We start from the raw sequence: 22,012 nt of genomic DNA on the forward strand, positions 1-22,012 counted from the left end.
GGTGCCCCCGCTGGTCAGCATCGAGGACTTGCGCGTCGCCTTCAATGGCGTGCCGGTCCTGCGCGGCGTCGATATTACCTTGCAAAAGGGCGAGGCCATCGGCCTCGTCGGCGAGTCCGGCTCCGGCAAGTCGGTGACGTGGCTGGCCGCACTCGGCCTGTTGCCGAGGCATGCGCAAGTCTCGGGCTCGGTGCGGCTCGACGGGCGCCAGATTCTCGGCGCTCCGGCCGCCGAGCTCGACCAGGTCAGGGGCGGGCGCATCGCCATGATCTTCCAGGATCCGGCGAGCGCGCTCAACCCGGTGCTGACCATCCGCAAGCAGCTCTGCGAAGCGCTGGCGCTTCATCGCAATCTCTCCGGCAACGCCGTGAAGGCGGAAGCGCGGCGGCTGCTCGACCTCGTCGGCATTCCCGACGCGGGCCGGCGGCTGGAGGCCTATCCGCACGAATTCTCGGGCGGCCAGGTCCAGCGCATCATGATTGCGATGGCGCTGGCCGGCAATCCCGATCTCCTGATCGCGGACGAGCCGACCACCGCGCTCGATGCCACCATTCAGGCGCAGATCCTGGAGCTGCTCTCCACGGTCCGCCGCGAGCTCGGCATGACGATGGTGCTGATCAGCCACGACCTCGGCGTCGTCGCGGAGAATTGCGACCGTGTCGCCGTGATGTATGCCGGCCGCATCGTCGAGCAGGCCCCGAGCAACCAGCTGTTCGCCGATCCCCTGCATCCCTATGCGCAAGGGTTGATCGGCGCGCTGCCGCCGCTCGATGGTCCGCGGCGGCGCCTCACCGCCATCCCCGGTACCGTGCCTGATCCCGCGCACATGCCCGGCGGTTGCGCCTTCGCGCCGCGTTGCGCGCTGGTCGCGGAATCATGCGGCCTTGCGGCGCCGAGCCTGGCGCCGATCGCCGATGATCGCAGCGTCGCCTGCATCCGCGCCGAGGCCTCGCGCCGCGCGCTGCTCGGGATTGCCGCCGAATGAGCCCCCCACTCGTCGAGGTCTCCGCGATCTCGCGCACTTATGCGATGCGGTCCGGAATGTTCGGGCGAGCTGCGGCCGTGCATGCCGTCGACGGCGTGTCGCTGAGGATTGCCAGAGGCCAAACGCTAGGTCTCGTCGGCGAATCCGGTTCAGGAAAATCCACCACGGGGCGCATCGTGCTCGGCCTCGAGCCGCCCGACAGCGGCGAGGTGCGGTTCGACGGCAAGCCGATGGCCGCGCCTGGGACGACGGCGTGGCGCGCGCAGCGCGCGCGGGTGCAGATGATCTTCCAGGATCCGCTCGGCGCGCTCGACCGGCGGCTGCCGGTCGCAACGCAGATCCGCGAGCCGCTCGACATTCACGGCCTCGGCACGCCCCCGATGCGCGAGGAGCGCGTCCGCGAGCTGCTGCGCGCCGTCGAGCTCACGCCGGCGCATGGCGCGCGTTATCCCGGCGCGCTCTCCGGCGGCCAGCGGCAGCGCATCGTGCTGGCCCGGGCGCTCGCCACGAAGCCGGATTTCCTGGTTTGCGACGAGCCGGTCAGCGCGCTCGACGTCTCGATCCAGGCGCAGGTGGTGAACCTGCTCTGCGATCTCCAGGCGCAGCTGTCGCTGACGCTGCTGTTCATCAGCCACGATCTGCGCGTCGTCCGGCAGATCAGCAATGTCGTCGCCGTGATGTATCTCGGCCGCATCGTCGAGATCGGCAGCGCCGACGATCTGTTCGCGCGGCCCGAGCATCCCTACACCCAGGCGCTGGTCTCGGCCTCGCCCGCGCCGGGCCGCCGCAGCGCGGGCCGCATCGTTCTGGCAGGCGATCCGCCGAACCCGGCCGCGCGCCCCACCGGCTGCGCCTTCCATCCGCGCTGCCCGCGGGCGATCGCACGCTGTGCGAGCGAGGTGCCGGCGCTGTCCGCCGTCGGCGGCGACAGGCAGGTCGCCTGCCATCTCGTCACCGGCGCTGCGACACGGGACGCCGCGTGATGGGACGTTATTTCGCCATTCGGATCGGACGCGCCGCGCTCACGATCGTGCTCGTCGTCACCTTCGCCTTCATCGTGTTGCGGCTGTCGGGCGATCCCGCGCTGATGATCCTGGGGCCGGAGGCGCCGCCTGAGGTGCTCGCGGCGTTTCGCAAGGCCTGGGGCCTCGATGATCCGATCTGGGCCCAATATTTCGACTATTTCGGCGCCATCGCCAAAGGTGAGCTCGGCCGCTCCATGCGCGATGGCCGGCCCGCGATCGAGCTGGTGCTCGAACGCATCCCGGCGACGCTGGCGCTGACGCTGCCGGCGTTCTTTTTCAAGGTCGCACTCGGCATTCCCGCCGGGATCTACGCGGCGCTGCATCGGGGCTCGGGGATCGACCGCGCCGTGATGATGACGGCGGTCGCCGGCTTCACCGTCCCAAGCTTTGTACTGGCGCTGCTGCTGGTGCTCGTCTTCGCCGTGCAGCTCGGCTGGCTGCCTTCGGGCGGACAGGACAGCTGGCGCCACGCCATCCTGCCGATCGCAACGCTCAGCCTCGGCGGCGCGGCGGTGCTGGCGCGCTTCACCCGGAGCGCCATGCTGGAGGTGCTGGGCCAGCCCTATATCCGCACCGCCTCCGCAAAAGGCGTGCCGTGGCGCAAGGTGGTGACCTCGCATGCGTTGCCGAACGCGGCGATCCCGACCGTGACCATTCTCGGCTTCATGGTGGGCACGCTGATCGCCGGTGCCGTCGTGGTCGAGAACGTGTTCGCCTGGCCGGGAGTAGGGCGCCTGCTCGTCGTCGCCGTCGCCAACCGCGATCTCGCGGTCGTGCAATGCATCCTGCTGCTGGTTGCGATGACCATGGTGACGTCCAACCTGATCGTCGACTTCCTCTACGGCTTCCTCGATCCGCGCCTGCGCAGCAAGGGAGCCCAAGCATGACCGACGCGACGCTGAAGGATACGTCTGTCCGCCGCTGCATCAGCCTGCCGGCCATTCCGGTCTCGGTTGCGCTGGCGGTCAGCTGGATCGTCGCGATGCTCCTGATCGCGGCCTTCGCGGAGAAGATCGCGCCTTACGGCTTCACCCAGCTCGACCTGCGCAACCGACTCGCTGCGCCCGGCAACGCCGCGCACTGGCTCGGTACCGACGAGCTCGGCCGGGACGTGCTGTCGCGGCTGCTCGTTTCCATCCGCATCTCGCTGCTGATCGCCTTCGGCGCCACCGCGATCTCGGCCGTAGCAGGCACCACGCTGGGCTTCCTCGCCGCGCATTTTCGTGGGGCCGTCGAGCAGCTCGTGCTGATGCTGTCCGACTTCCAGGCCAGCATGCCGTTCCTGATCATGGCGCTGGCCGTGCTCGCCTTCTTTGGCAATTCGCTGCCGCTCTTGATCGGCCTGATGGGCCTGTTCGGCTGGGAACGCTATGCCCGCATCGCACGCGGCCTTGCCATCTCGGCCAATGCGCAAGGCTACGCCGCCGCCGTCCGCCAGTTAGGCGCGACGCCGTCGCGGATCTACCTCCGACACATCCTGCCCAACATCGCCTCGACCCTGATCGTCTCGACGACCCTGGTCTTCCCCGAGGTGATCCTGATGGAATCCGGCCTGTCCTTCCTCGGCCTCGGCGTGCAGCCGCCGATGACCAGCCTCGGCAACATGGTCGGCTACGGCCGCGAATATCTGACCCGCGCGCCCTGGATCATGCTGGCGCCGGCGACCACCATCGTCGTGACCACGCTGGCCGTCTCCGTCATCGGCGACTGGCTGCGCGACCGGCTGGATCCGACGCTGCAGTAAGGCGCCGACGCCCCCACCGTCATTCCGGGGCGCGCCGAAAGGCGCGAACCCGGAATCCATCGTCCCGCGGGTGCTGCCGCCCGATGGATTCCGGGTTCGATGCTGCGCATCGCCCCGGAATGACGGAGAGCAAGACGGGCGACAAAAAGCCCGCGCCGGGAGCAGAGGAGCCCTGTCCAGCCCAAGTTCCCGTTGCGCCCGCCGGGTCCGTGCGCTATCCGGCCGGAAAGGCCTGAGGCGGCTCCACATTTTCCCGCCCGGCCCGCAAACCCGAGGACGGAAACCGCCATGCCAGCCTATCGCTCCCGCACCACCACCCACGGCCGCAACATGGCGGGTGCCCGCGGCCTCTGGCGCGCGACCGGCATGAAGGACGCCGATTTCGGCAAGCCGATCATCGCGGTGGTCAATTCCTTCACCCAATTCGTGCCCGGCCACGTCCACCTCAAGGATCTCGGCCAGCTGGTCGCCCGCGAGATCGAGCAGGCCGGCGGCGTAGCCAAGGAGTTCAACACCATCGCCGTCGATGACGGCATCGCGATGGGCCATGACGGAATGCTCTACAGCCTGCCGTCGCGCGAACTGATCGCCGACAGCGTCGAGTACATGGCCAACGCGCACTGCGCCGACGGCCTCGTCTGCATTTCCAATTGCGACAAGATCACGCCCGGCATGCTGATGGCAGCGCTCAGGCTCAACATCCCCGCCGTGTTCGTCTCGGGCGGGCCGATGGAGGCTGGCAAGGTCAAGCTGGCCGGCAAGACCAAGGCCGTCGACCTCATCGACGCCATGGTGGCGGCGGCCGATAGCAAGGTCAGCGACGACGACGTCAAGGTGATCGAGCGCTCGGCATGCCCGACCTGCGGCTCCTGCTCGGGCATGTTCACCGCCAATTCCATGAACTGCCTGACCGAGGCGCTCGGCCTCGCGCTGCCCGGCAATGGCTCGGTGGTCGCAACCCATGCCGACCGCAAGCGCCTGTTCGTCGAGGCCGGCCACACCATCGTCGATCTGGTCCGCCGCTATTACGAGCAGGACGATGCATCCGTGCTCCCGCGCAACATCGCCAACTCTAGGGCGTTCGAGAATGCGATGACGCTCGACATCGCCATGGGCGGCTCCACCAACACCGTGCTGCATCTGCTCGCCGCCGCCCATGAAGGGCAGGTCGAGTTCACCATGCGCGACATCGACCGGCTGTCGCGCCGCGTGCCCGTGCTCTGCAAGGTCGCCCCGTCGGTCGCCGACGTGCATGTCGAGGACGTGCACCGCGCCGGCGGCATCATGGGCATTCTCGGCGAGCTCGATCGCGCCGGGCTGATCGACACCTCTGTTACGACCGTGCACGCGCCGACCATGAACGAGGCGCTGGAGCGCTGGGACATCAAGCGCACCAAGAGCGAGACGGTGCGCACCTTCTATCGCGCCTCGCCCGGCGGCATCCCGACGCAAGTCGCCTTCAGCCAGGAGCGACGCTACGACGAGCTCGATGCCGATCGCGAGAAGGGCGTCGTGCGCGACCTCGAACACGCCTTCAGCAAGGACGGCGGTCTCGCCGTGCTCTACGGCAACCTCGCGCAGGACGGCTGCATCGTGAAGACCGCCGGTGTCGATGCCTCGATCCTGAAATTCTCCGGCCCCGCGCGCGTGTTCGAAAGCCAGGACGCGGCGGTCGAAGGCATTCTGGGCGGCAAGGTCGTCGCCGGCGAGGTCGTGGTCATCATCTATGAAGGCCCGCGCGGCGGCCCCGGCATGCAGGAGATGCTGTATCCGACCAGCTATCTGAAATCGATGGGCCTCGGCAAGGCTTGCGCGCTCGTCACCGACGGTCGCTTCTCCGGCGGCTCGTCCGGCCTGTCCATCGGCCATCTGTCGCCGGAAGCCGCCGAAGGCGGCAACATCGGCCTCGTGCGCGACGGCGACCGCATCGCCATCGACATCCCGAACCGCAGCATCAGCCTCGAGGTCTCCGACGAGGAGCTCGCCAAGCGCCGCGCTGCGGAGGAGGCGAAGGGCGATGCCGCTTGGCAGCCGGCCAACCGCAAGCGCAACGTCTCCACCGCGCTGCAGGCTTACGCCGCGCTCACTACCAGCGCCGCGCGCGGCGCGGTGCGCGAGGTGAAGCGGCGCGGCAAGTAAGCGCCTGATCGGCACCAAAAGGCTGGATCGAAGATCTTCGGAACGACGCGCGGCTCCGCGCGAGCACGCGCATGCGCCGTTGCAGGAAACGCGAAGCCGAAGCGGAGATTCGGAAAGAACGGCTCCCGCCTCCCCGGGGGGCGTGGGCTGGTTGGGTGGGGAGCGGGAGCCGTTTGCGCAGTGGGCACCCGACGTGCGGGCTCGCCCGCCAGGCACCGTCAACTTAGTGCATTTGTCCACATTTCGCTATTTAATTTCTATTAATTTTATTTTTATTTGTTATTTAATTGTGCCATTGTGAAAAATCGTCGAAATCCCTTTTTCCGAATTCGGCCGAGGCGGTCGCCGTATCGAGATCCGTCCGCACAAGTCCGGATTTCCAGTAGCGGAGTTAGCCATGAGTCATTCTCCCTCACTCGTGCCGCAAATCACGACAGACCGGGACGTCTATCTCGTGCTCGATGACTTCGGCCGCCGGCTGGGCCGGGCCTGGTGTGAGACGGCCGAGGAGGACGCCAATCGCGCGACCCTGCTCAGGCATCTCGCCGAGGGGCAGTATCTCCATCCCACACGGATCGTGGCCTTCAATACCGCGGAGGGATGGTCGCGGGATGCCACCGCCGAAATCGCCGATGAGCTGCGCCGCCGCTTTGTCGAGCTCGAGGAGACCGATCCCTCGTTGCTGGAGTTCCTGGAAAGAGCAGCGAGGCGTTGAAGCTCGATTGTCGAGGGCCGTCGCGACGGCGCTGCAGGCCAGGCCGCGCTCAGCACCAGCGGCGCGCGAAGTAAGCTAGAACGCCCAGGAGAATTTGCCCTTGGCAGCGTGATCGGTGACGGTGTTGCCGATCTGGCCCACATAGGAGAGGCCGACCGTGATGTGTCGGCCGAACGAAAGATCGAAGCCCGCTTCGGTGAGCAGCGAGTCGCGCGCGATCGGCGCGCCGGCGATCGTGAACGTTGCCGGCGCGACCTGGAACGCCATCACGGCGGCCGGGGTCACGTTGTTGAAGGCATGCTGCCAGGCGACGGTCGCCCTCGGGATCAGCGTCATGTCGGGCGCCAGCGGCACGAAAGTGGCGGCGCGCGCGCCGAGCGTCGCGTAGCCGGTTTCGAAGGTCTGCGCCGCAACGTTCAGTGCCGCCGGACCGCCGAGCTCGGCGGTCGCATCGATATGCACGCGCACCCAAGCGGCCCCAGCGAAGGGCTCAAACGCCACCTTGCCGAATGCGACGCCGTAGCCGAGCTCGCCGAAGATCTGCCCGGTGCTGCCGTCAGTCCGCGAGGTCAGGCGATCGGCCAAGCCGACGATGTTCACCATCCGATCGGTATCGATCTTGTGGAATGCATAGGCGCCGCCCGCCCGCAGATTGATGTTGCCGAAGCGCCAGCCGCCATAGCCGGCGATGTGGGCGGTATCGAAGTTCGAAGAGCCGCGACCGTCGAGCAAGTTCTTGGTGCCGGTATAGCCTGCGGCCAGGCCGAGACGGCCGGCGCCGCCGACGCGCGTATCGAAGCCAGTGATGAAGCCGGCGAGATCACGCCGCACGCCGGTTGCATTGCCGTCGCCGCTGAACGTGCCCCAGGCGCCCAGGCCCTGAGCCCAGAACACGGTGTCGGAGATCGGCCGCGGCGGCGCCATCGGCGCTTTGGTCGCCACAGGCGATTTGCCGTAGGCGAGGGCGGTCTCCATGGCGTAGGCGGCGAACGCGGTCTGGGGGCCGCCAAGCGAGAACGCGCCCATGGAGTCCATGTCACCGCCATACGAGGCCTGCCGCAAGCGGCCGAGGATCGCGCCGCGCATTGCCAGGCTGTCGTTCGCCAGAGTCCCGACCGTGGAGGCGTGCACCTCGCCCGACAATTGATCCAGCGCGGCGTTGAGCTGCGGCGAAGTCAATCCGATCAGCGCTGAGAATGCGCTGCTGCCGCCGAGAAAGGCGGAATCGACCGCGCCTGCGGTCGCGATCTGGTTGCGGGTGCCGTTGACCAAAAACGGCGAGACGAGCGCCTGGTCGAGCACGAGATAGACGTTATTCGCGTCGTACTCGATATGCGGGCGCGTGGCGCCGAAATTGCCCGAAACGGTCAGCGCTCCGAAGGTCCCGCCGAGTGTGCCCGCGGCGTTGAGCACGGTGTAATGCGTGCCCGCCGTATAGGCCCCGCCGGTGCCGATGGCGCGCAGCGTGCCGGCGAGGGTCGCGTTACCGGTCACATTGGTGCGGTCCGCCGTGGCCGGCGAGACCTCGACGACGTAATTGCTGCCACCGGTGAAGGTGAGATTGCCACTCACCGTCATCGTGCCGATCGAGTTGCCGGGCGCGAGCGAGCCGCCGGCGTTGATGATGGTCGACGACACCATGCCGGTGCCGCCGAGCGTGCCGCCGGCATTCACCGTGAAGCCGCCGGTCGAGGTCATGTCGCCGTTCACCGACAAGGTACCGCCATTGATCGTCACGAATGCGGTCGTCGTCGACGTTCCCGTGAGCGCCCAGTTCGAGGAGCCTGTCTTATCGATCAGCCCCCAGCCGGTGTCGATCTGGCTTGCATTGAACGTGTTCGCCCCCGTGCCGGAGAAGCGGATCGTATCGGCGCCGCTGCCGACGACCAGGCCGGTGAGCGTGGCGCCGGGGCCCTGCATCTCCAGCGTGCTTCCGGCGTTGTCGAACCGCACCGCCTCGAAAAACGCCGCGATCGTGCCGGCATTGACGATGGTCGTGGCGCCGAAGGTACGGACACCTCCGTCCCCGCTGATGGTGCCGAAATTGTTGATGATGTTGTTCGTGCCGTTGACCGTGATGCCGATGAACTGGGATGCGGCGACGGTCGCGCCCGCGGCGATGTTGATGGTCGCGCCGCCGCTGCCGGATGCAGTCGCGCCGATGCCCGGGGTGGTGAAGCCGCCGGCGCTGCCGAGGACGGTGCCGGCATTCACGTTGACGGTGATGCGGCCATCGACGGCATTGGCGATGATACCGCCGCCGAAGGGTCCTTGGATGTTGCCGGACGTGGTGATGTTGATGTTGCCGCTTCCGGCCGTGGCTGCGTTGATGCCCGTCGATGCGACATCGATAGTGCCGCTGCTGGTGATGGTGATATCGCGGGAATTTGCGGCATTGGAGATCACCGCATTGATGCCGATGTCACCTCCGGTGATCGCACCCGCCTGCTGCACGGTCACGGCTCCGGTGCCGCTCGTGTCGGCCTGGATGCCGTAGGCTGCCGGGTCGGTGAGCGTGATCGCGCTGGTGGATGCCGTGTTGACCGCGACAGTCCCTGATCCCGCCGGGCCGATGCTTGCGATGATGCCCCGGTTGGTCGCGAAGATTGTGCCGCCGGTCTGGTTGACGTTGACGTCCCCATTGCCCGTGGCACCGAAGGCGGACGCCAGGATGCCGGTCTGGAACGACGTGGCGGCGCTGGCGCCGCCGATCGTGGCATTCGAACTGACGGTCAGGGCTCCGGTCCCGAAGATGTCGAGGCCTCTGTTGGCGGTGGCGCCGCTCGCGTTGATGATGGCGCCGTTGCCGGTCCATGCCACGGACACGTCACCGCCGCTGAGCAGCGCGCCGCCGCCGCCCGGCCACAGCGTCGTCAGCGACCCGCCGTTCAGGGCCAGGTTGATCGCGTTCGACGCGGACGCGACAATGGCGGTCGACCCCTGGAAATTCGGTGTCACGGGCGTCCCGCTAGTCCCGATGGTGATGCTGCCGGAGGCGAGGAAGGTGAGACCGGGCGAATTGCCAGCCAGGTTGCTGGCGCTGCCGTTGCCGGAATAGGTGATGCTGCCGGCGCTGGTGCTGACGGCCAGCGCACTCGCCGGCTGATTGGTGGTCAGGGCGCCGTTGTTGACGACGTTGACGTCGCCCCCGCTCGCGGCGATGGCGAGCCCATAGCCACTGACCGTCTGGCCGGCATTGATTGTGGCGCTCACCGAACCCGTGCTGAACGCCTGGGTCCGGTCGGTCGATGAGGCGCTTGCCGCGTTCGTATTGACCGTGTTCGTCGTGACCGTGCTGTTGCAGGTGACCGTGTTGGGACCAGCCGTCACGACGCAGGCGGCGAGGGCGCTGCCGGGATGCGCGGCGACGATTGCGATGGATGCGGCCGCGAAGACCGCAAGCAGGGCAGACTTGTTACCAGATGAGAGCTTGCCGCCCAAGGCGCACCGGTCGCGCCGCGACACTGACCAAAGATGCATCCGCCAACCCCTGCCGACAGCTCAGCAATCCTAAGGTGCTGGCCGACGATTCTTTGCGACGGATCATGTCAGATCCGGCCACGCGGGTCAGCAGGGTGAGCCGCAACCTGGGCGAGATAGATGCACAAGTTGCGGTCATCAACCGCGAGGATTGACGGATTTTCGGCGGGTGTGATCCCAGAGCCACGCGGACGGGCGGCCCGTCATTCGGCCCGATGCGGTCGGCGCGCGCGCCGCGATGCCGATCCGAGTTGCGCGTTCTGAAGGCGCCGCGTCGTCTGTCCTTCGCGCGATGGTCAATGAGTTCTGAACGTCCGGCGAAAGCGTGCCATTCGCATTAAGGATGCCTTGATGAACTTCAGCAGCCCTGGATTTTGCGGCGTATACTCGTGGCCACCTTCGCAAATACATTTCGGGCAACTGGGGCACCACCGCAATGTCTCGTACTCTCGCCGTTGTCTTCTCCACGGCCGTCGCCGCGATTTCCATGACGGGCGCAGCCTCCGCCGGTTGCTACAATTGCTACACGCCGCCGCCGTGCACGACCTGCTACCAGCAGCAATACGTGCCGCCGCAATACCGCACCGTCGACGAGACCGTGATGGTCTCGCCTGGCTCCGTCGTCGCGCATCGCACGCCGGCGCAGTATCGCACCGTGATGGTGCCGCAGACCGTGATGGTGGCGCCGCCGGGCGTCCAGTACGAGCGCATCCCGCCGCAATACGCCACCCGCCAGCGCGTCGAGATGGTCTCGCCCGGCTATTCCTATTACGCCCCGGTGCAGATGAACTGCGCATCGTGCGGCTACTGACGCCCGCGCAAGAGAACCGTCTTCGAGCGGCGCTTCCCACGGGGCGCCGTTTGCTTTTGGCGAAGCGCAAAACGAGGCCCGGGTATGGAGACCAATCCGGCCGGGCCTCGCAACCAGCGACGCCCTGGGAGATGTCGCCGGTGTCCGCGGATTTGCCGAAGGTACAGCCCAAGCGAACAGGCTGACGCTTGCCTGACAACAGGCCGGAGGCGAGGGCAGGCCAACTTCGCGTTGCCTTGGGCGGGCGACTGGGTTAAGCGACAGCCATTCCAGGCTCAGGAAGGGTGGCCGAGTGGTTTAAGGCACCGGTCTTGAAAACCGGCGTGCCCGCAAGGGTACCGTGGGTTCGAATCCCACCCCTTCCGCCATATCATGTGCAATATCAACGATTTAGATGGTATTTTTGGACCGGACCCGGCACGGAGCTCCGGTCAGGAAAATCGCTCGGGATCGTCCCACGAGCGGAGGACGTAGCCTCTAGGTCAGCCCAAGTTCGCAAAGAGCTCACGCGAACCTTCGGCCCAAAAGGCTGTCGCACTCAAGCTAGTTAGTCTTTTCCTTGCAATCAAATGCCACGTAGAAAGCGCGGTATGACAACAACGATGCCGGTAGATGGCGATCCGCAGGATTGTCCTTCAAGAATTTTGCGACGACATCTATGATTTGCCCCCGTTTGATGTTGGGAGCAAATTTGGAGCAAGTGTAGGACATTTGCATGCCCTCGAAATATCCGGTGATCAATCCGTAACAGACGCCTCGCCCGAACGACCCCTTTTCGCTGTTGCACATTTTCAAGAGGGTGTTGCCGTCATCAAATTCTGCAATTGCGGGGGACGCTGCTAGCAACAAAAGGCCGAATGGCAAAGCTGAGAAGAAAGTCCTTTTCATTTGCAGGTCCCGTAGTACTGCGATGGTGTCAGCTTCCTCCCGATCATCGTATGTCGCCTGTGAACCGATGAAGCATCATTCGCTATCGTCATGGTTTGAACTGCGCCGCTGCTCAGCGCTTCCTGAATGGTGATGCCCTGACTGCTCCAACCGCCGTAACCTCGGACATTCCGGCGTTGACCGCTTTCTTGGTCACGGTATCCAGCGCGAACTCTAGGGCGAACTTCTCCACCGCTAGACCCTTTGGGTGGCAATGGACGTATAGAGTCACTCGTGAAGATTGGAGCAGGAAGGCAAAATGGACGCTCGATGCCGCAGATGCGCTGGTGAGCATCACAAGTAGCGTCCTTGGGCAGCCAAGCCTTAACTACGTCGGAGCTTACGTCGCAATCACTGTCGACGGTAACAATTACATGTGGCTCCACAAGCGCACGTCGGACAAGTCCCTGCTAACGTTTCGTATGGCTCCATCACTGCAAGACGAAGCAGCGGGACTTCTTGATGGAAATAACATCACCTATGTCCGCAAAACTAAGTCCATAAAAGTGACCGTGGACAAGGAAATGATCGAGCGGAATGCGGAGCTTTTCACGAAGATCGCTGCTCTGATCAAGAAGTCTTGGCAGGGAGGCGCGTAGACCGTGCCGCAATGACGGCGCCCCCCTGCGAGTCTCCCCTTGCTTCCGCCATAAATCATAAGTTCCCTTCATGGGGTGGCACGCTCCTTGCCAATTGGACTTGCCCAAGCATGGAGGCGTGCACCGATGGCACAGCGAGTTCGTATCTTAAAGCAATCCAAGTCCGGTTTGACACATATTGCCCGCGAGCTGGTGAGACTGTTGGACTCGATCGAAGAGCTCGAGGAGCTGCGAGAAAGGGTCCGGCGCGCCGAAGCCGGACGGGTGTTGCACTAGCCTGCGCTGGAAAGGCCGGGGCATCAACTGAAGCCCACCTTCACCTCTTCGCATCACCGCCCTTCAGCGCGTCCCACGCCGCCTTGTTCGCTTGATCGAATGCCTTGCGGGATTCGGCGAGGGCGGCGCTCATCACCGACCAGGACTCGCTGCCCGCCTGCTTCAGCTTCTGCAGGCGCGCTTCGGCTTCGGAGGCGTCGGACTTCATCTGCTTGAGCGCGGCGTCGATGTCGACGGTGCGGGCAGCAGTGACCTTGCCTGCGGCCTCGCGGAATTTCTCTGCGGCTTCGCCCCAGGCCTTGGCCTGCGCAGCCGCAAGATCTCTGAACGTGGCCTGCTGCTGCTCGAGCTGTTTGCCTGCGCCTTCGAAGTAGGTCTTCATCTGGGCTTCGAAACCAGCCCATTGCCGTTCCAACTCGGCCTTGGCATCCACCCACGCCGCTTCACCCGCCTGCGCCTTGGCCTTGAGCAGCGCCTGAAACTCGTCGCGGCGCTTGGTCAGATCGGACAGGAGCTGATCGGTCTTGACCTTGGACTCGGCCTTGGCCTGGCCTGCCTTGATCTCGAACGAGGCCAATGCGGCATCCATTTCGTCGATCCGCTCCTTGGCCCAGTTGAGATAGAAATGCATGCTGCTCTGCTGTGACATGGCGGGCTCCGTTGACTTGTTGAAGTCAGTTTTCCAGAGCTTCGGCTTGCTGGTATTGACCTGTCTCAATGACGCGCGAAAAGCGCTGCCTGCTCGAGCCAAACGACGCGCGACGCGTCAGGAACGCCACTGCCCTTGAGATGCCGCTCGCTCAAGCTTCAGGAACCTGACCCCAGTTCGCCTGTTGTCCGCACGCGAGACCACACGGAGAGCAGCCTTGGAAAGCACCATCATTGGAGAATTCGACACGCGCCGCGGCGCCGAGCTTGCGGTTGAGCATGTCGTGCAGGAATGCGGCGTGCCGCGAGGCGACGTCTTCGTCCAGCCCGTCGGCGATGCGAATACGGTGGGAACACGCCCGGCAGGTCCCGACGTCAAGACTGCGCCCGCGCCGGAGGGGCGGCAGAAGCTGGAAGGCCTGATCGAGGTTTCCGTCGATTTTCACGGCGACGCCCCTGAGAAAATTGTGGAAGTGTTGAGGAGCGCCGGTGCGAAGTTTGTCCGCACCAAATGACGAATTGTGCGATGGGCCCGGTGAGCGCCGGACGTCGGGCATTTGCATCGAACCGCAGCCGTTGACGGCGTGGAACCCCTTGAGCCTCCAGCGCGTTTAGACGCAAACGCGAATTGCGAGGTCCACCTGCTTCAGAGCGCATCGACACTGACTCCCGGCGACACCGTCTGGCGACGGTGCAGGGCGCGGCGCGTGGCGGTTCTGAACGATGCCGCTGCCTATTTCGCAGCCCTGCGGGAGGCCCTGCTGGAGGCGCAGGATCTCGTCTACATCATCGGATGGGATATCCATAGCAGGACGCGCCTGGTCGGAGCCGCGGGACGTGCGGATGATGGCCTGCCTGAGGAGCTTGGTCCCTTCCTGCGCGCCCTGGTGCAGCGCCGGCCCGCCTTGCGCATCAATATTCTCGTCTGGGACTTCGTCTCGTTTTACGCCTCCGAGAGGGAGTGGAATTCCGCGGCGAAATTCATCGCCGACACCGACGGCCGAGTCCGGTTTCATCTGGACGCCACGCTTCCGTTCGGTTCGGCGCAACACCAGAAGATCGTCTGTGTCGACGGATCACTGGCGTTCGTCGGCGGGCTCGATCTGACGATCAGGCGCTGGGACACGAGTGACCACCGCGCCGACAACGCCATGCGCTGCGACCCTCAGCGCAAGCCGTATCCGCCGTTTCACGATGTTCAGTGCCTCGTCGACGGCGAGGCCGCTGAGCAGCTGTTCGCCCTTGCGGAGCAACGCTGGCGTGCGGCAGGCCAACAGGTCGATGAACGGCGCGCGCTGAGGAATGGTCGCTGGCCGGCGAGCGTGCCTGTCGAGGCCGAGCATTTGCCGGTCGGGATTGCCAGGACCGAGGTGGTCTGTCCGGCAGGCTCGACCATCAGGGAGGTCGAACGCTCCTTCATTGCGGCGATCCGGTCGGCAACGAGCTTCGTGTACATCGAAAATCAGTTCACCAGCGCGACCAGGATGGCGAGCGAGTTGGCGGAGCAGATGCGTCGCGTGCCGTCGCTTCGGGTTCTGGTCGTCGCGCCGAAACTGCATTCCTCGTGGCTGGAATCCCAGGCCATGCAGAACGGCCGTGGCGCCTTCATCGACTGTTTCAGCGCGGCTGGCATCGCCGATCGCATCCGCTTCGTCTATCCGGTTTCCCGCAGCGGGAACAAGGAAGCCGCCGTGATGGTGCACAGCAAGCTCATGGTCGTCGATGACAGGATCCTGCGGATCGGCTCGGCCAATTTGAACAATCGTTCCATGGGCGCCGACAGCGAATGCGACCTGATTTTTGAAGCTGAATCCGAGGAGCATCGGGATTTCATCGCCTCCGTCCGCCGTCGTCTCATCGCTCATTTCTGCGGTCTCGACGAACACTCCGTCACGCAAAACGAGCATGGGCTATTCGCTGTGCTGGACCAGGTGTCGAAAACGGGTGGGGCGAAGACGCTGCGAAAAGTGGAGTCCTCGGTCCTGACCAGCACGCTGGCCACCTTGGTTCAGCCGGTGGCGGACCCTGAGCTGCCGCTTCATCTGGAACGCGCGGCATCTCGCATGTGGAGCACGAAGACGATCATCGGGATCGCCTCGATCGCGCTGGCGCTTCTTGGACTGGCGTTGGCCTGGTCGTACACGTCCTTGAGCGATTACGCCGATGCGGGCCATCTCTCGTCGTTCCTGTCTGCCTATGCGCAGTCCGGCTGGGGACCGCCATTCGCGATCGCGGCCTTCGTCCTCGGCGGGCTGGTGATCTTTCCGGTTCTCGTGCTCATCGCTGCGACTGCTGCCGCACTTGGGCCATGGCTGGGTTTCGTCACCGCCATGGCGGGCGTCTTGCTCAGCGCGCTCATGCTTTTTGCGATCGGACGGTTCCTGGGCCGAGAACGTCTTCAGCGCTTGCTGGGACGCCGTGCCGCGCGCATCCAGGAACGGGTTGTCGGCAAGGGAATTTTGGCCGTCGTGGTCATCCGGATGATTCCGATCGCACCATTCTCGCTGGTGAACGTCGCGGCTGGCGCGAGCACGCTGCCGCTTCGTGATTTCATGGTTGGAACGCTGCTGGGCATGATGCCCGGAATTCTCGCCATGGCCGTTCTGGGAGCGCAGATCGCAGATCTGGCCAGGAATGCGTCCTTGAGCAACATCGCGCTGCTGGCACTGGCGTTCCTGGGATGGCTCGGGATCTGCGCGGGCGCACAGTTCGTCGCGACCTGGCTTGCCGGGAGACGTTGATGCCGGTGCGTTTCATGACGTGGAATGTGCACGGCACCTTCAATCTCAATCCGACGTTCGATCTGGAGGGGGTTTGCTCGATCATTCGCAAATGGTCGCCGGACGTCGTCGCGCTTCAGGAGGTGGATTCCCGATCGCGGTCGGACGATCCGTTTGCGAAGCTGGCGCGGGTCGTCGGCGATCATCGCGTTCATGCCAAGTCGATCGTCACGGAGGACGGTGACTACGGGCAGATGCTCATGAGCCGCTTTCCGTTCTCCGGCGTGCCCGAGATCGTCGACGTGTCCTATCGGGAGCGAGAGCCGCGCAGGGCGATTGCCACGGGATTGCAGACGCCTTTCGGCGAATTTCGCGTGGTCGCCACGCATCTCGGCCTGAGCATCCACGAGCGTTACGAGCAGGCTCAGGCCCTGGTGAGCCTGGTGAAGCCCGAAAGAACCGTCGTGCTCGGCGATTTCAACGACTGGTTCTGGGTGAAATCGGTGCGGCGCGTGCTCGCGCAGGTCTGCCCGAACCGGACGCGACTGCGCACCTTTCCGGCGCATCTGCCGTTGCTTCGGCTCGACCGCATCTATGCAACGCGGGACAGCCGGTTCGGGAAAGTCTGGACCGACGAGGAAGCGCGCGCCTATTCGGACCATTTGCCCGTGATTGCGGACATCGCGATCTGATGGTTCCTGCGAGCGGATCACGTCGCTTGCGGCTCACAGATGCCGCTGTTTGCCAGTCGGCAAGTGGACGCTTGAGTCGTTTAGAAAAAAGCGTTGCAGAAGAGGGGCTTAACTACTGTGCATGGGGTTGTTTTCGCGGAACGTCATGACCGGCCGACCGTCTCGGCCGGAACTTTTTCCTGGCAGCCACGTTCACTTGGCATGACTGAAGACCTTTCCTTCCGACGCAAACCCCTGACCCCCGAACAACGCCACGCCCGCGATGCGGCGCGCCGGATCGAGGCCGAAAAGGCCATGCGCGACCACGAAGCGGCGCAGAAGGCGTTCTACGCCAACAAGGAACGGCTGAAGGCCGAGCGGCTGGCGCGTGAAGCGGCGGCGGCGAAAGGCTGAGCGAACGCGCTTCGCCGCCCAAGCTCGCAAATCGCTTCTCCCGCGGCGGCCGACTTAGTGCCGCTTGGCCTTTGCGCTCAAGGCCAGCTTGAACGCCTGGACGGCGTCCGCAAAGACCCCGCGAGGCAATTGGGCCTCGATCGCTTCGGCCGCGATCCGACAATCGTCGGCGACCTTCAGCAGTCCGCTTCGCGTCAGGTCCATGGGGGAGAGGGCGGCCTGCTCCAGGCAGACCCGTTCAAGCCGCCGAAACTCCCGCAGCTCTCTGTTCATGCGTCAGCTCTCGATGTCTCTGTCGTCATCCGACGCTGAGTCTGCTTAACGAATGGTAAACATTCTCAGCTTGGCCGAGCTGGCTGGCGCGGGGCTCGCGCCGCCTGTGCACCGGCCTGGCGGGCGCTTCGGCAGGCTTGACGCCGTTCGGCTTCCGGGAGGAAGCTTCAAATGATCCTAAACTGACCTGAACCACGGAGACGTTCGCTCCCAGCAAGTCCGATCCTCATCAGCGAATCAGAATGGAGCTGACCATGACCACGTTCGACAAGCGCGAGCAGGGCTTTGAAGCCAAATTCGCCCACGACGAGGAATTCATGTTCAAGGCCACGGCGCGGTCCAACAAGCTGCTCGGGCTGTGGGCCGCAGGCCAGCTCGGGCTCAGTGGCGATGCCGCGGCAAGCTACGCAGCGGCGCTGGTGACGGACCATCTGGAGAGCCGGACGATGGACGATGTGGTCGGCAAGGTTTCGGGCGATCTCGCCGGCAAGGGGATCGCGCGCGAGCAGGTCGCCGCGAGGCTTCAGGAATGTCTGCATCAGGCATTGGCGCAGCTGGAAGCGGACCGGCCCTGAACCTGCAGCAGCGCTTCATTCGGCGCGCTTGCGCATTCCGGACTCGCTGAGCTTGTCAACATAGGCGATGCCGAGCGCCGAGACGATGAACGTGATGTGGATCAGCACCTGCCACATCACGCCGGTCTCGGTGAAGCCGGCGCGGTTGGAGCCGAGATTGCCGGCCTCGATGAAGGTGCGCAGCAGCGCGATGGAGGAGATGCCGATGATGGCCATGGCGAGCTTGATCTTCAGGACGCTCGCATTGACGTGGCCGAGCCATTCCGGCTCGTCGGGATGGCCCTGGAGATCGAGCCGCGAGACGAACGTCTCGTAACCGCCGACGATCACCATCACGAGCAGATTGGAGATCATCACGACGTCGATCAGCGCCAGCACGCTCATCATGATCTGCTGCTCGGTGAGGTCGAGGGCGTGCCAGGAGAGGTGCCAGAGCTCCTTGACGAACAGCGCGATGTAGACGCACTGCGCCACGATCAGTCCGAGATAGAGCGGCAGCTGCAGCCAGCGCGAGCCGAAGATGATCATCGGCAACAGGCCGAGCTGCGGCGAGGGCCGGCGGGGACCAGTTGTTGTCTCAGGCTCAACCGACATTCGGGCAGCACCCTCGCATCGAGACGATCTTGCCGTCATGTACCCCGACAAGATGGCTGGCGGAAGACGTGACGCGCGCTTCCGCTTCCGCAGGCTGGACCGTTTCGTGCTACCGTGCCGACCGGCCGTCGGGGGACGGCGGCGAGCGGGAGGTGGGGGTGTCTCGGAGCGGCTTTGGCAAATGGTCCGGCGCAATCGCATGCGCTGGCGCCATGCTGGTCGGTGCAGGCGGCGCCGAGGTCTCGGCGACGCCGCTGACGCCGTTTCGCTATGAGGCGCAGGCCCAGCGTCATTGCCCGCGCGACAAGGTGGTCTGGCTCGACTTCAGGAAGGGCGTCTACTACCGCAAGGGGCAGAAGCGTTACGGCCAGGGCTTCGATGGCAGCTTCGTCTGCCAGAACGAGGCCCGCGGCAGCTTCTACCGCCGCTCGCTGTTGGGTCTGCGCTGAGCGGCGCGTGTGGCCGGCTGGCGGACGCGTCGGCTATTTCGGCGGTGTCGGCCTGACCGGCACGTGCGGGGAGGTGCTGATGACCCGGGGACTTCCATCCGGATAGGTGCGGTCGCCGCGGATCAGGGATTCCAGGACCAGGAAGAATTTCTCGGCAAGCATTTGCGTCACCCTCGTTGGTGATGGCCTCTTGCAATAGGTCGAGGCGCCGCACGCAATAATTCAATCAACTGAATGGGAGCGGAGCACGGGCCTGCTTGCTGCGCCGCAATAGAGCCGCGTCGGAAACGAGCGGATTGGAAGGGAGGACGTGCGCCTCAGGCAAACGCCAGCGCGACGAGACTCGAGCAGAGCAGCACCAAGCCGCCGGCGGTCAAGGCCAGGAAGCCATCGGATACGAGGTCATGGTTACGCATGGGACACCTGCCGCTCTCGTGTTCGATGCGCGACCGGATCGACTAAGACCGTCCGAACGCGCTGCATTGAAAGAGGTGATGCTTGCCGTCCGCGCGCGTGCCTTCAGGCCCTCGTGCGGTAACCTTCGAACGCATGGGCCAGGAAGATCCCCGCGCTTACCAGACCCATCAGTGCCGAAACCGTCTCGATCATCGTTAAATTCCAAATCCCGCCCTTGCGTCCGAGAGAACGCGTGCGGCCTTGCACAGTCAAAAGAATTTCGGTGAGCGGCGCGACAATGGGGGTGGAGTGAGGATTTGGCGCAACAGAATGTCCAGCACTGGCACAGCCCGGGCGCCATCGTCCCGTAGAACAACGGAAAAATGCGAACGTCCCGTTTACCATCCCGGCGTGATCGCCGTGGGCTCCCCATTTCCGCCGCGTTCGGGTTGCGTTATCCTTACCACGTCCGATGCGGTGGTGGGCCGCCTCGGAAGTTGAAGGACCGGACAGCGCTCCCCGTCACCAAAGCGGGTTGGGTACGCCTCCGGCGAAGTGGTATTTGGGGCGCATGGGGATCCGTCGGTCAGATTCGGTTTTGCGGGCCGCGCGCGGTGTTGCGGCGGTCGCGACCTGCCTTGCGCTCGCCAATTGCGCCTCCTCGAACAAGTTCGCCAGCCGCGTCGATCCGAAATACGGCGTATCCTCGAGCCCGCGCGTCGTGGCCTGGGGCGATCCGGTCCCGAAGGGCGGCGGCACCTACCGCGTCGGCAAGCCCTATGTCGTGGCGGGCAAGACCTACGTGCCGGAGGAGGACGTCAACTACCGCGCCGAGGGCATGGCGTCCTGGTACGGCGATGATTTCCACGGCCGCCTGACGGCCAATGGCGAGGTGTTCGACATGACCTCGCTGACCGCGGCGCATCCGACCCTGCCGATGCCGTCCTACGCCCGGGTCACCAACGTCTCCAACGGCAAGTCGCTGATCGTGCGCGTCAATGACCGTGGGCCCTATCACGGCAACCGCCTCATCGATGTCTCGAACAGGGCGGCCGAACTCCTTGAATTCAAAGGCAATGGCGTCGCCAAGGTCCGGGTCGAATATGTCGGCCGGGCGCCGCTCGAAGGCTCCGACGACCGTCAGCTTCTCGCGACGCTGCGCACCGGCGTTCCGGCGCCATCGCCCTCGATGGTCCGCGTCGCCTCGGCCAAGCCGTTCGTGCCGGAGCTGCCGTCCTCGACCCGCGGCGCCCTTCGCGGCGAGGTCCCGATGCCGGAGGGACGACCGTACAATCTCGGCAGCAGCTCGGCCGACATGGCCTCGCTCAATGCCACCTCGGAAATGTCGGCCTCGAGCCGCAGCCGGGGCCGGACGCTCCAGAACGCCCGCGCGGTGTCCTATGACCAGGACGGCCGCTACGCGAGCGAGAGCGCGACGGACGGCGCCGCCGAGGCCCGCAGCATCCTGAGCGGCCGCGGCCTCTACTGAGCCGTGCTCTCCTTCAAGAACGTGACGAGGGCCGCGTTCACCTCGTCGTGCCGCTCCTGCTGCACCCAATGGCCAGCGCCATCGAGGATCAGCTTGCGCGTCAGATTGGGCAGCACGCGCTCGAGCTCGTTGACGCGCTTGGCCCCGATCAGGCCGGTGATCACCGCGTCTTTCGAGCCTGCGATGAAGAGGGAAGGCTGGCGGATCTGCGCGTCCTGCCAGGGCGCGGTCAGCTCCCAATTGCGGTCGATATTCCGGTACCAGTTCAGCCCGCCGCGGAAGCCGGACTTGCGGAAGCTTTCGGTGAAATAGGCGAGGTCGGCCTCGCTGAGCCAGCCAGGCAGCGGCTCCTCGGCGGTCGCATGGCCGAGAAAGCCCTTGCCCTCCTGCACGAACATGGCCGCGGTGGGATCGGCGAGGCCACGTCCGCCGAGGACGATGCGCATGGTGCGTGCGACGTCTCGCTCGAGTTCGGCCTCGGCGACGCCGGGCGTCTGGAAATACTGCCAGTAGAAATTGGTGACGCCGCCCTGGCGCAACAGGTCGAGCGGCTTGCCGCGGCCGCGGAACGGCGGCGGCACGCTCAGCCCCGCGACGGCCGTGAAGATATCGGGCCGGAACAGCGCTGCGTGCCAGGCGACCGGTGCGCCCCAATCGTGGCCGACCACCATCGCCTTGCTCTCGCCGAGCGCCTGGACGAGGCCGACCACGTCCCCGACCGTATCGAAGATCGAGTAGGCGTTCACATCGAGCGGCGCCGCGCTCTGGCCGTATCCGCGCATATCAGGGGCGACGACGTGAAACCCGGCTGCGGCAAGTGCGGGGATCTGGTGGCGCCAGGAGTACGACAGTTCCGGCCAGCCATGGCACAGCACCACCAGCGGTCCCTGGCCGGCTTCGCGGACGAACAGCTCGACCCCGTTGGTCTTGATCATGCGGGTTGAGGACATTCGCTTTTCCGCCTTGTTTCAGGGGTTTGGTCGAAAAACATGAGGCGCCACGATAGGGGCGCGGCGAGAATCGTGCAATCTCAGGGACAGCGTCCAACCGCGTGTTGTTCGCATCTGTTCCAGCTGTTAGAA

Annotated in this window: 22 protein-coding genes and 1 tRNA gene; 16 read left to right on the forward strand and 7 right to left on the reverse strand. The window is 65.1% G+C overall.

What is annotated here, in order from left to right; genetic code table 11:
* Nucleotide 1: 1 nt before the first annotated feature.
* The 6 genes from ACNJYD_RS19210 to ACNJYD_RS19235 all read left to right on the forward strand — a co-directional run bounded on the left by ACNJYD_RS19210 (nucleotide 2) and on the right by ACNJYD_RS19235 (nucleotide 6,608).
* Nucleotides 2-985: an ABC transporter ATP-binding protein gene (locus ACNJYD_RS19210; RefSeq protein WP_439363008.1), complete on the forward strand. Its 984-nt coding sequence runs from the start codon at nucleotides 2-4 to the stop codon at nucleotides 983-985.
* Nucleotides 982-1,968, forward strand: a complete 987-nt coding sequence (locus ACNJYD_RS19215; protein ID WP_212257092.1) for an ABC transporter ATP-binding protein — start codon at nucleotides 982-984, stop codon at nucleotides 1,966-1,968. The genes ACNJYD_RS19210 and ACNJYD_RS19215 overlap by 4 nt, the downstream gene beginning before the upstream one ends.
* A complete protein-coding gene (locus ACNJYD_RS19220) occupies nucleotides 1,968-2,897 on the forward strand; it encodes an ABC transporter permease (RefSeq protein WP_439363009.1) in 930 nt (309 codons plus the stop codon). Before ACNJYD_RS19215 ends, ACNJYD_RS19220 begins: the two co-directional genes overlap by 1 nt.
* Entirely contained in the window at nucleotides 2,894-3,754 is an 861-nt protein-coding gene (locus ACNJYD_RS19225; RefSeq protein ID WP_212257090.1) for an ABC transporter permease, read from the forward strand. Before ACNJYD_RS19220 ends, ACNJYD_RS19225 begins: the two co-directional genes overlap by 4 nt.
* Nucleotides 3,755-4,042: 288 nt before the next feature.
* Nucleotides 4,043-5,893, forward strand: a complete 1,851-nt coding sequence (gene ilvD / locus ACNJYD_RS19230; RefSeq protein ID WP_172788925.1) for a dihydroxy-acid dehydratase — start codon at nucleotides 4,043-4,045, stop codon at nucleotides 5,891-5,893.
* A gap of 397 nt (nucleotides 5,894-6,290) precedes the next feature.
* The gene (locus ACNJYD_RS19235; RefSeq protein ID WP_172788926.1) at nucleotides 6,291-6,608 is read left to right on the forward strand and encodes a hypothetical protein; all 318 of its coding nucleotides are present in this window, start codon (nucleotides 6,291-6,293) and stop codon (nucleotides 6,606-6,608) included.
* A 75-nt stretch (nucleotides 6,609-6,683) separates the two neighbouring features.
* On the opposite strand, the gene ACNJYD_RS19240 is transcribed toward ACNJYD_RS19235, so the two are convergent.
* Nucleotides 6,684-10,088 (reverse strand): autotransporter outer membrane beta-barrel domain-containing protein, encoded by a 3,405-nt coding sequence (locus tag ACNJYD_RS19240; protein WP_439363010.1) that lies wholly within the window; start codon nucleotides 10,086-10,088, stop codon nucleotides 6,684-6,686.
* A 487-nt stretch (nucleotides 10,089-10,575) separates the two neighbouring features.
* Between ACNJYD_RS19240 and ACNJYD_RS19245 the strand changes: the two genes are divergently transcribed.
* Together ACNJYD_RS19245 and ACNJYD_RS19250 are read left to right on the forward strand one after the other, a co-directional pair.
* The gene (locus ACNJYD_RS19245) at nucleotides 10,576-10,899 is read left to right on the forward strand and encodes a hypothetical protein (RefSeq protein ID WP_172788970.1); all 324 of its coding nucleotides are present in this window, start codon (nucleotides 10,576-10,578) and stop codon (nucleotides 10,897-10,899) included.
* Nucleotides 10,900-11,177: 278 nt separating this feature from the next.
* Nucleotides 11,178-11,267 (forward strand) — tRNA-Ser (locus ACNJYD_RS19250).
* Nucleotides 11,268-11,442: 175 nt separating this feature from the next.
* Here the strand turns inward: ACNJYD_RS19250 and ACNJYD_RS19255 are convergent.
* Nucleotides 11,443-11,787, reverse strand: coding sequence for a Rap1a/Tai family immunity protein (locus ACNJYD_RS19255; protein WP_439363011.1), 345 nt, complete (start codon nucleotides 11,785-11,787; stop codon nucleotides 11,443-11,445).
* A gap of 326 nt (nucleotides 11,788-12,113) precedes the next feature.
* On the opposite strand from ACNJYD_RS19255, the gene ACNJYD_RS19260 reads away from it, so the two are divergent.
* Complete coding sequence (locus ACNJYD_RS19260; protein ID WP_439363012.1) at nucleotides 12,114-12,425, forward strand: hypothetical protein; 312 nt, start codon at nucleotides 12,114-12,116, stop codon at nucleotides 12,423-12,425.
* A gap of 316 nt (nucleotides 12,426-12,741) precedes the next feature.
* Here ACNJYD_RS19260 and ACNJYD_RS19265 read toward each other — a convergent pair whose 3' ends face one another.
* On the reverse strand, nucleotides 12,742-13,350 hold the full coding sequence (locus tag ACNJYD_RS19265) for a hypothetical protein (protein ID WP_439363013.1): 609 nt from the start codon (nucleotides 13,348-13,350) through the stop codon (nucleotides 12,742-12,744).
* A gap of 217 nt (nucleotides 13,351-13,567) precedes the next feature.
* Here ACNJYD_RS19265 and ACNJYD_RS19270 point away from each other — a divergent pair, with 217 nt between their 5' ends.
* The 4 genes from ACNJYD_RS19270 to ACNJYD_RS19285 all read left to right on the forward strand — a co-directional run bounded on the left by ACNJYD_RS19270 (nucleotide 13,568) and on the right by ACNJYD_RS19285 (nucleotide 17,154).
* Complete coding sequence (locus ACNJYD_RS19270) at nucleotides 13,568-13,864, forward strand: hypothetical protein (protein WP_172788929.1); 297 nt, start codon at nucleotides 13,568-13,570, stop codon at nucleotides 13,862-13,864.
* Nucleotides 13,865-14,056: 192 nt separating this feature from the next.
* Entirely contained in the window at nucleotides 14,057-16,090 is a 2,034-nt protein-coding gene (locus ACNJYD_RS19275; protein WP_439363014.1) for a VTT domain-containing protein, read from the forward strand.
* A complete protein-coding gene (locus ACNJYD_RS19280) occupies nucleotides 16,090-16,761 on the forward strand; it encodes an endonuclease/exonuclease/phosphatase family protein (RefSeq protein ID WP_260379164.1) in 672 nt (223 codons plus the stop codon). The genes ACNJYD_RS19275 and ACNJYD_RS19280 overlap by 1 nt, the downstream gene beginning before the upstream one ends.
* A 201-nt stretch (nucleotides 16,762-16,962) precedes the next feature.
* The gene (locus ACNJYD_RS19285; RefSeq protein ID WP_035999201.1) at nucleotides 16,963-17,154 is read left to right on the forward strand and encodes a hypothetical protein; all 192 of its coding nucleotides are present in this window, start codon (nucleotides 16,963-16,965) and stop codon (nucleotides 17,152-17,154) included.
* 54 nt (nucleotides 17,155-17,208) lie between these two features.
* Here the strand turns inward: ACNJYD_RS19285 and ACNJYD_RS19290 are convergent, their stop codons facing one another.
* Nucleotides 17,209-17,427, reverse strand: coding sequence for a hypothetical protein (locus tag ACNJYD_RS19290; RefSeq protein ID WP_212257083.1), 219 nt, complete (start codon nucleotides 17,425-17,427; stop codon nucleotides 17,209-17,211).
* Between the two features lie 254 nt (nucleotides 17,428-17,681).
* Here ACNJYD_RS19290 and ACNJYD_RS19295 point away from each other — a divergent pair, with 254 nt between their 5' ends.
* Nucleotides 17,682-18,002 carry a DUF1476 domain-containing protein gene (locus ACNJYD_RS19295; RefSeq protein WP_212257082.1) on the forward strand — a complete coding sequence of 107 codons (321 nt, stop codon included), beginning with the start codon at nucleotides 17,682-17,684 and terminating at the stop codon, nucleotides 18,000-18,002.
* 15 nt (nucleotides 18,003-18,017) lie between these two features.
* On the opposite strand, the gene ACNJYD_RS19300 is transcribed toward ACNJYD_RS19295, so the two are convergent.
* Nucleotides 18,018-18,596, reverse strand: a complete 579-nt coding sequence (locus tag ACNJYD_RS19300) for a TIGR00645 family protein (RefSeq protein WP_439363015.1) — start codon at nucleotides 18,594-18,596, stop codon at nucleotides 18,018-18,020.
* A gap of 212 nt (nucleotides 18,597-18,808) precedes the next feature.
* Between ACNJYD_RS19300 and ACNJYD_RS19305 the strand changes: the two genes are divergently transcribed.
* Nucleotides 18,809-19,045 (forward strand): hypothetical protein, encoded by a 237-nt coding sequence (locus ACNJYD_RS19305; protein ID WP_210268518.1) that lies wholly within the window; start codon nucleotides 18,809-18,811, stop codon nucleotides 19,043-19,045.
* 33 nt (nucleotides 19,046-19,078) lie between these two features.
* Here ACNJYD_RS19305 and ACNJYD_RS19310 read toward each other — a convergent pair whose 3' ends face one another.
* Complete coding sequence (locus tag ACNJYD_RS19310; protein WP_256375401.1) at nucleotides 19,079-19,207, reverse strand: hypothetical protein; 129 nt, start codon at nucleotides 19,205-19,207, stop codon at nucleotides 19,079-19,081.
* A gap of 805 nt (nucleotides 19,208-20,012) precedes the next feature.
* Between ACNJYD_RS19310 and ACNJYD_RS19315 the strand changes: the two genes are divergently transcribed.
* Nucleotides 20,013-20,930, forward strand: coding sequence for a septal ring lytic transglycosylase RlpA family protein (locus tag ACNJYD_RS19315; protein WP_439363016.1), 918 nt, complete (start codon nucleotides 20,013-20,015; stop codon nucleotides 20,928-20,930).
* Here ACNJYD_RS19315 and ACNJYD_RS19320 read toward each other — a convergent pair.
* Nucleotides 20,924-21,880, reverse strand: a complete 957-nt coding sequence (locus ACNJYD_RS19320; protein ID WP_172788936.1) for an alpha/beta fold hydrolase — start codon at nucleotides 21,878-21,880, stop codon at nucleotides 20,924-20,926. The two genes, ACNJYD_RS19315 and ACNJYD_RS19320, sit on opposite strands and share 7 nt — an antisense overlap.
* Nucleotides 21,881-22,012: the final 132 nt, after the last annotated feature.

The sequence above is a fragment of the Bradyrhizobium sp. SPXBL-02 genome (assembly GCF_051853065.1).
Lineage (GTDB): Bacteria > Pseudomonadota > Alphaproteobacteria > Rhizobiales > Xanthobacteraceae > Bradyrhizobium.

What these genes read in the sequence shown, in the direction of transcription:
- ACNJYD_RS19295 (WP_212257082.1), top strand. Translation starts at nt 17,682, where the DNA reads ATGACCACGTTCGACAAGCGCGAGCAGGGCTTTGAAGCCAAATTCGCC.
- ACNJYD_RS19255 (WP_439363011.1), bottom strand. Translation starts at nt 11,787, where the DNA reads ATGAAAAGGACTTTCTTCTCAGCTTTGCCATTCGGCCTTTTGTTGCTA.
- ACNJYD_RS19310 (WP_256375401.1), bottom strand. Translation starts at nt 19,207, where the DNA reads ATGCTTGCCGAGAAATTCTTCCTGGTCCTGGAATCCCTGATCCGCGGC.
- ACNJYD_RS19315 (WP_439363016.1), top strand. Translation starts at nt 20,013, where the DNA reads ATGGGGATCCGTCGGTCAGATTCGGTTTTGCGGGCCGCGCGCGGTGTT.
- ACNJYD_RS19290 (WP_212257083.1), bottom strand. Translation starts at nt 17,427, where the DNA reads ATGAACAGAGAGCTGCGGGAGTTTCGGCGGCTTGAACGGGTCTGCCTG.
- ACNJYD_RS19225 (WP_212257090.1), top strand. Translation starts at nt 2,894, where the DNA reads ATGACCGACGCGACGCTGAAGGATACGTCTGTCCGCCGCTGCATCAGC.
- ACNJYD_RS19265 (WP_439363013.1), bottom strand. Translation starts at nt 13,350, where the DNA reads ATGTCACAGCAGAGCAGCATGCATTTCTATCTCAACTGGGCCAAGGAG.
- ACNJYD_RS19215 (WP_212257092.1), top strand. Translation starts at nt 982, where the DNA reads ATGAGCCCCCCACTCGTCGAGGTCTCCGCGATCTCGCGCACTTATGCG.
- ACNJYD_RS19240 (WP_439363010.1), bottom strand. Translation starts at nt 10,088, where the DNA reads ATGCATCTTTGGTCAGTGTCGCGGCGCGACCGGTGCGCCTTGGGCGGC.
- ACNJYD_RS19285 (WP_035999201.1), top strand. Translation starts at nt 16,963, where the DNA reads ATGACTGAAGACCTTTCCTTCCGACGCAAACCCCTGACCCCCGAACAA.
- ACNJYD_RS19235 (WP_172788926.1), top strand. Translation starts at nt 6,291, where the DNA reads ATGAGTCATTCTCCCTCACTCGTGCCGCAAATCACGACAGACCGGGAC.
- ilvD (WP_172788925.1), top strand. Translation starts at nt 4,043, where the DNA reads ATGCCAGCCTATCGCTCCCGCACCACCACCCACGGCCGCAACATGGCG.
- ACNJYD_RS19320 (WP_172788936.1), bottom strand. Translation starts at nt 21,880, where the DNA reads ATGTCCTCAACCCGCATGATCAAGACCAACGGGGTCGAGCTGTTCGTC.
- ACNJYD_RS19305 (WP_210268518.1), top strand. Translation starts at nt 18,809, where the DNA reads ATGCTGGTCGGTGCAGGCGGCGCCGAGGTCTCGGCGACGCCGCTGACG.
- ACNJYD_RS19220 (WP_439363009.1), top strand. Translation starts at nt 1,968, where the DNA reads ATGGGACGTTATTTCGCCATTCGGATCGGACGCGCCGCGCTCACGATC.
- ACNJYD_RS19245 (WP_172788970.1), top strand. Translation starts at nt 10,576, where the DNA reads ATGACGGGCGCAGCCTCCGCCGGTTGCTACAATTGCTACACGCCGCCG.
- ACNJYD_RS19280 (WP_260379164.1), top strand. Translation starts at nt 16,090, where the DNA reads ATGCCGGTGCGTTTCATGACGTGGAATGTGCACGGCACCTTCAATCTC.
- ACNJYD_RS19300 (WP_439363015.1), bottom strand. Translation starts at nt 18,596, where the DNA reads ATGTCGGTTGAGCCTGAGACAACAACTGGTCCCCGCCGGCCCTCGCCG.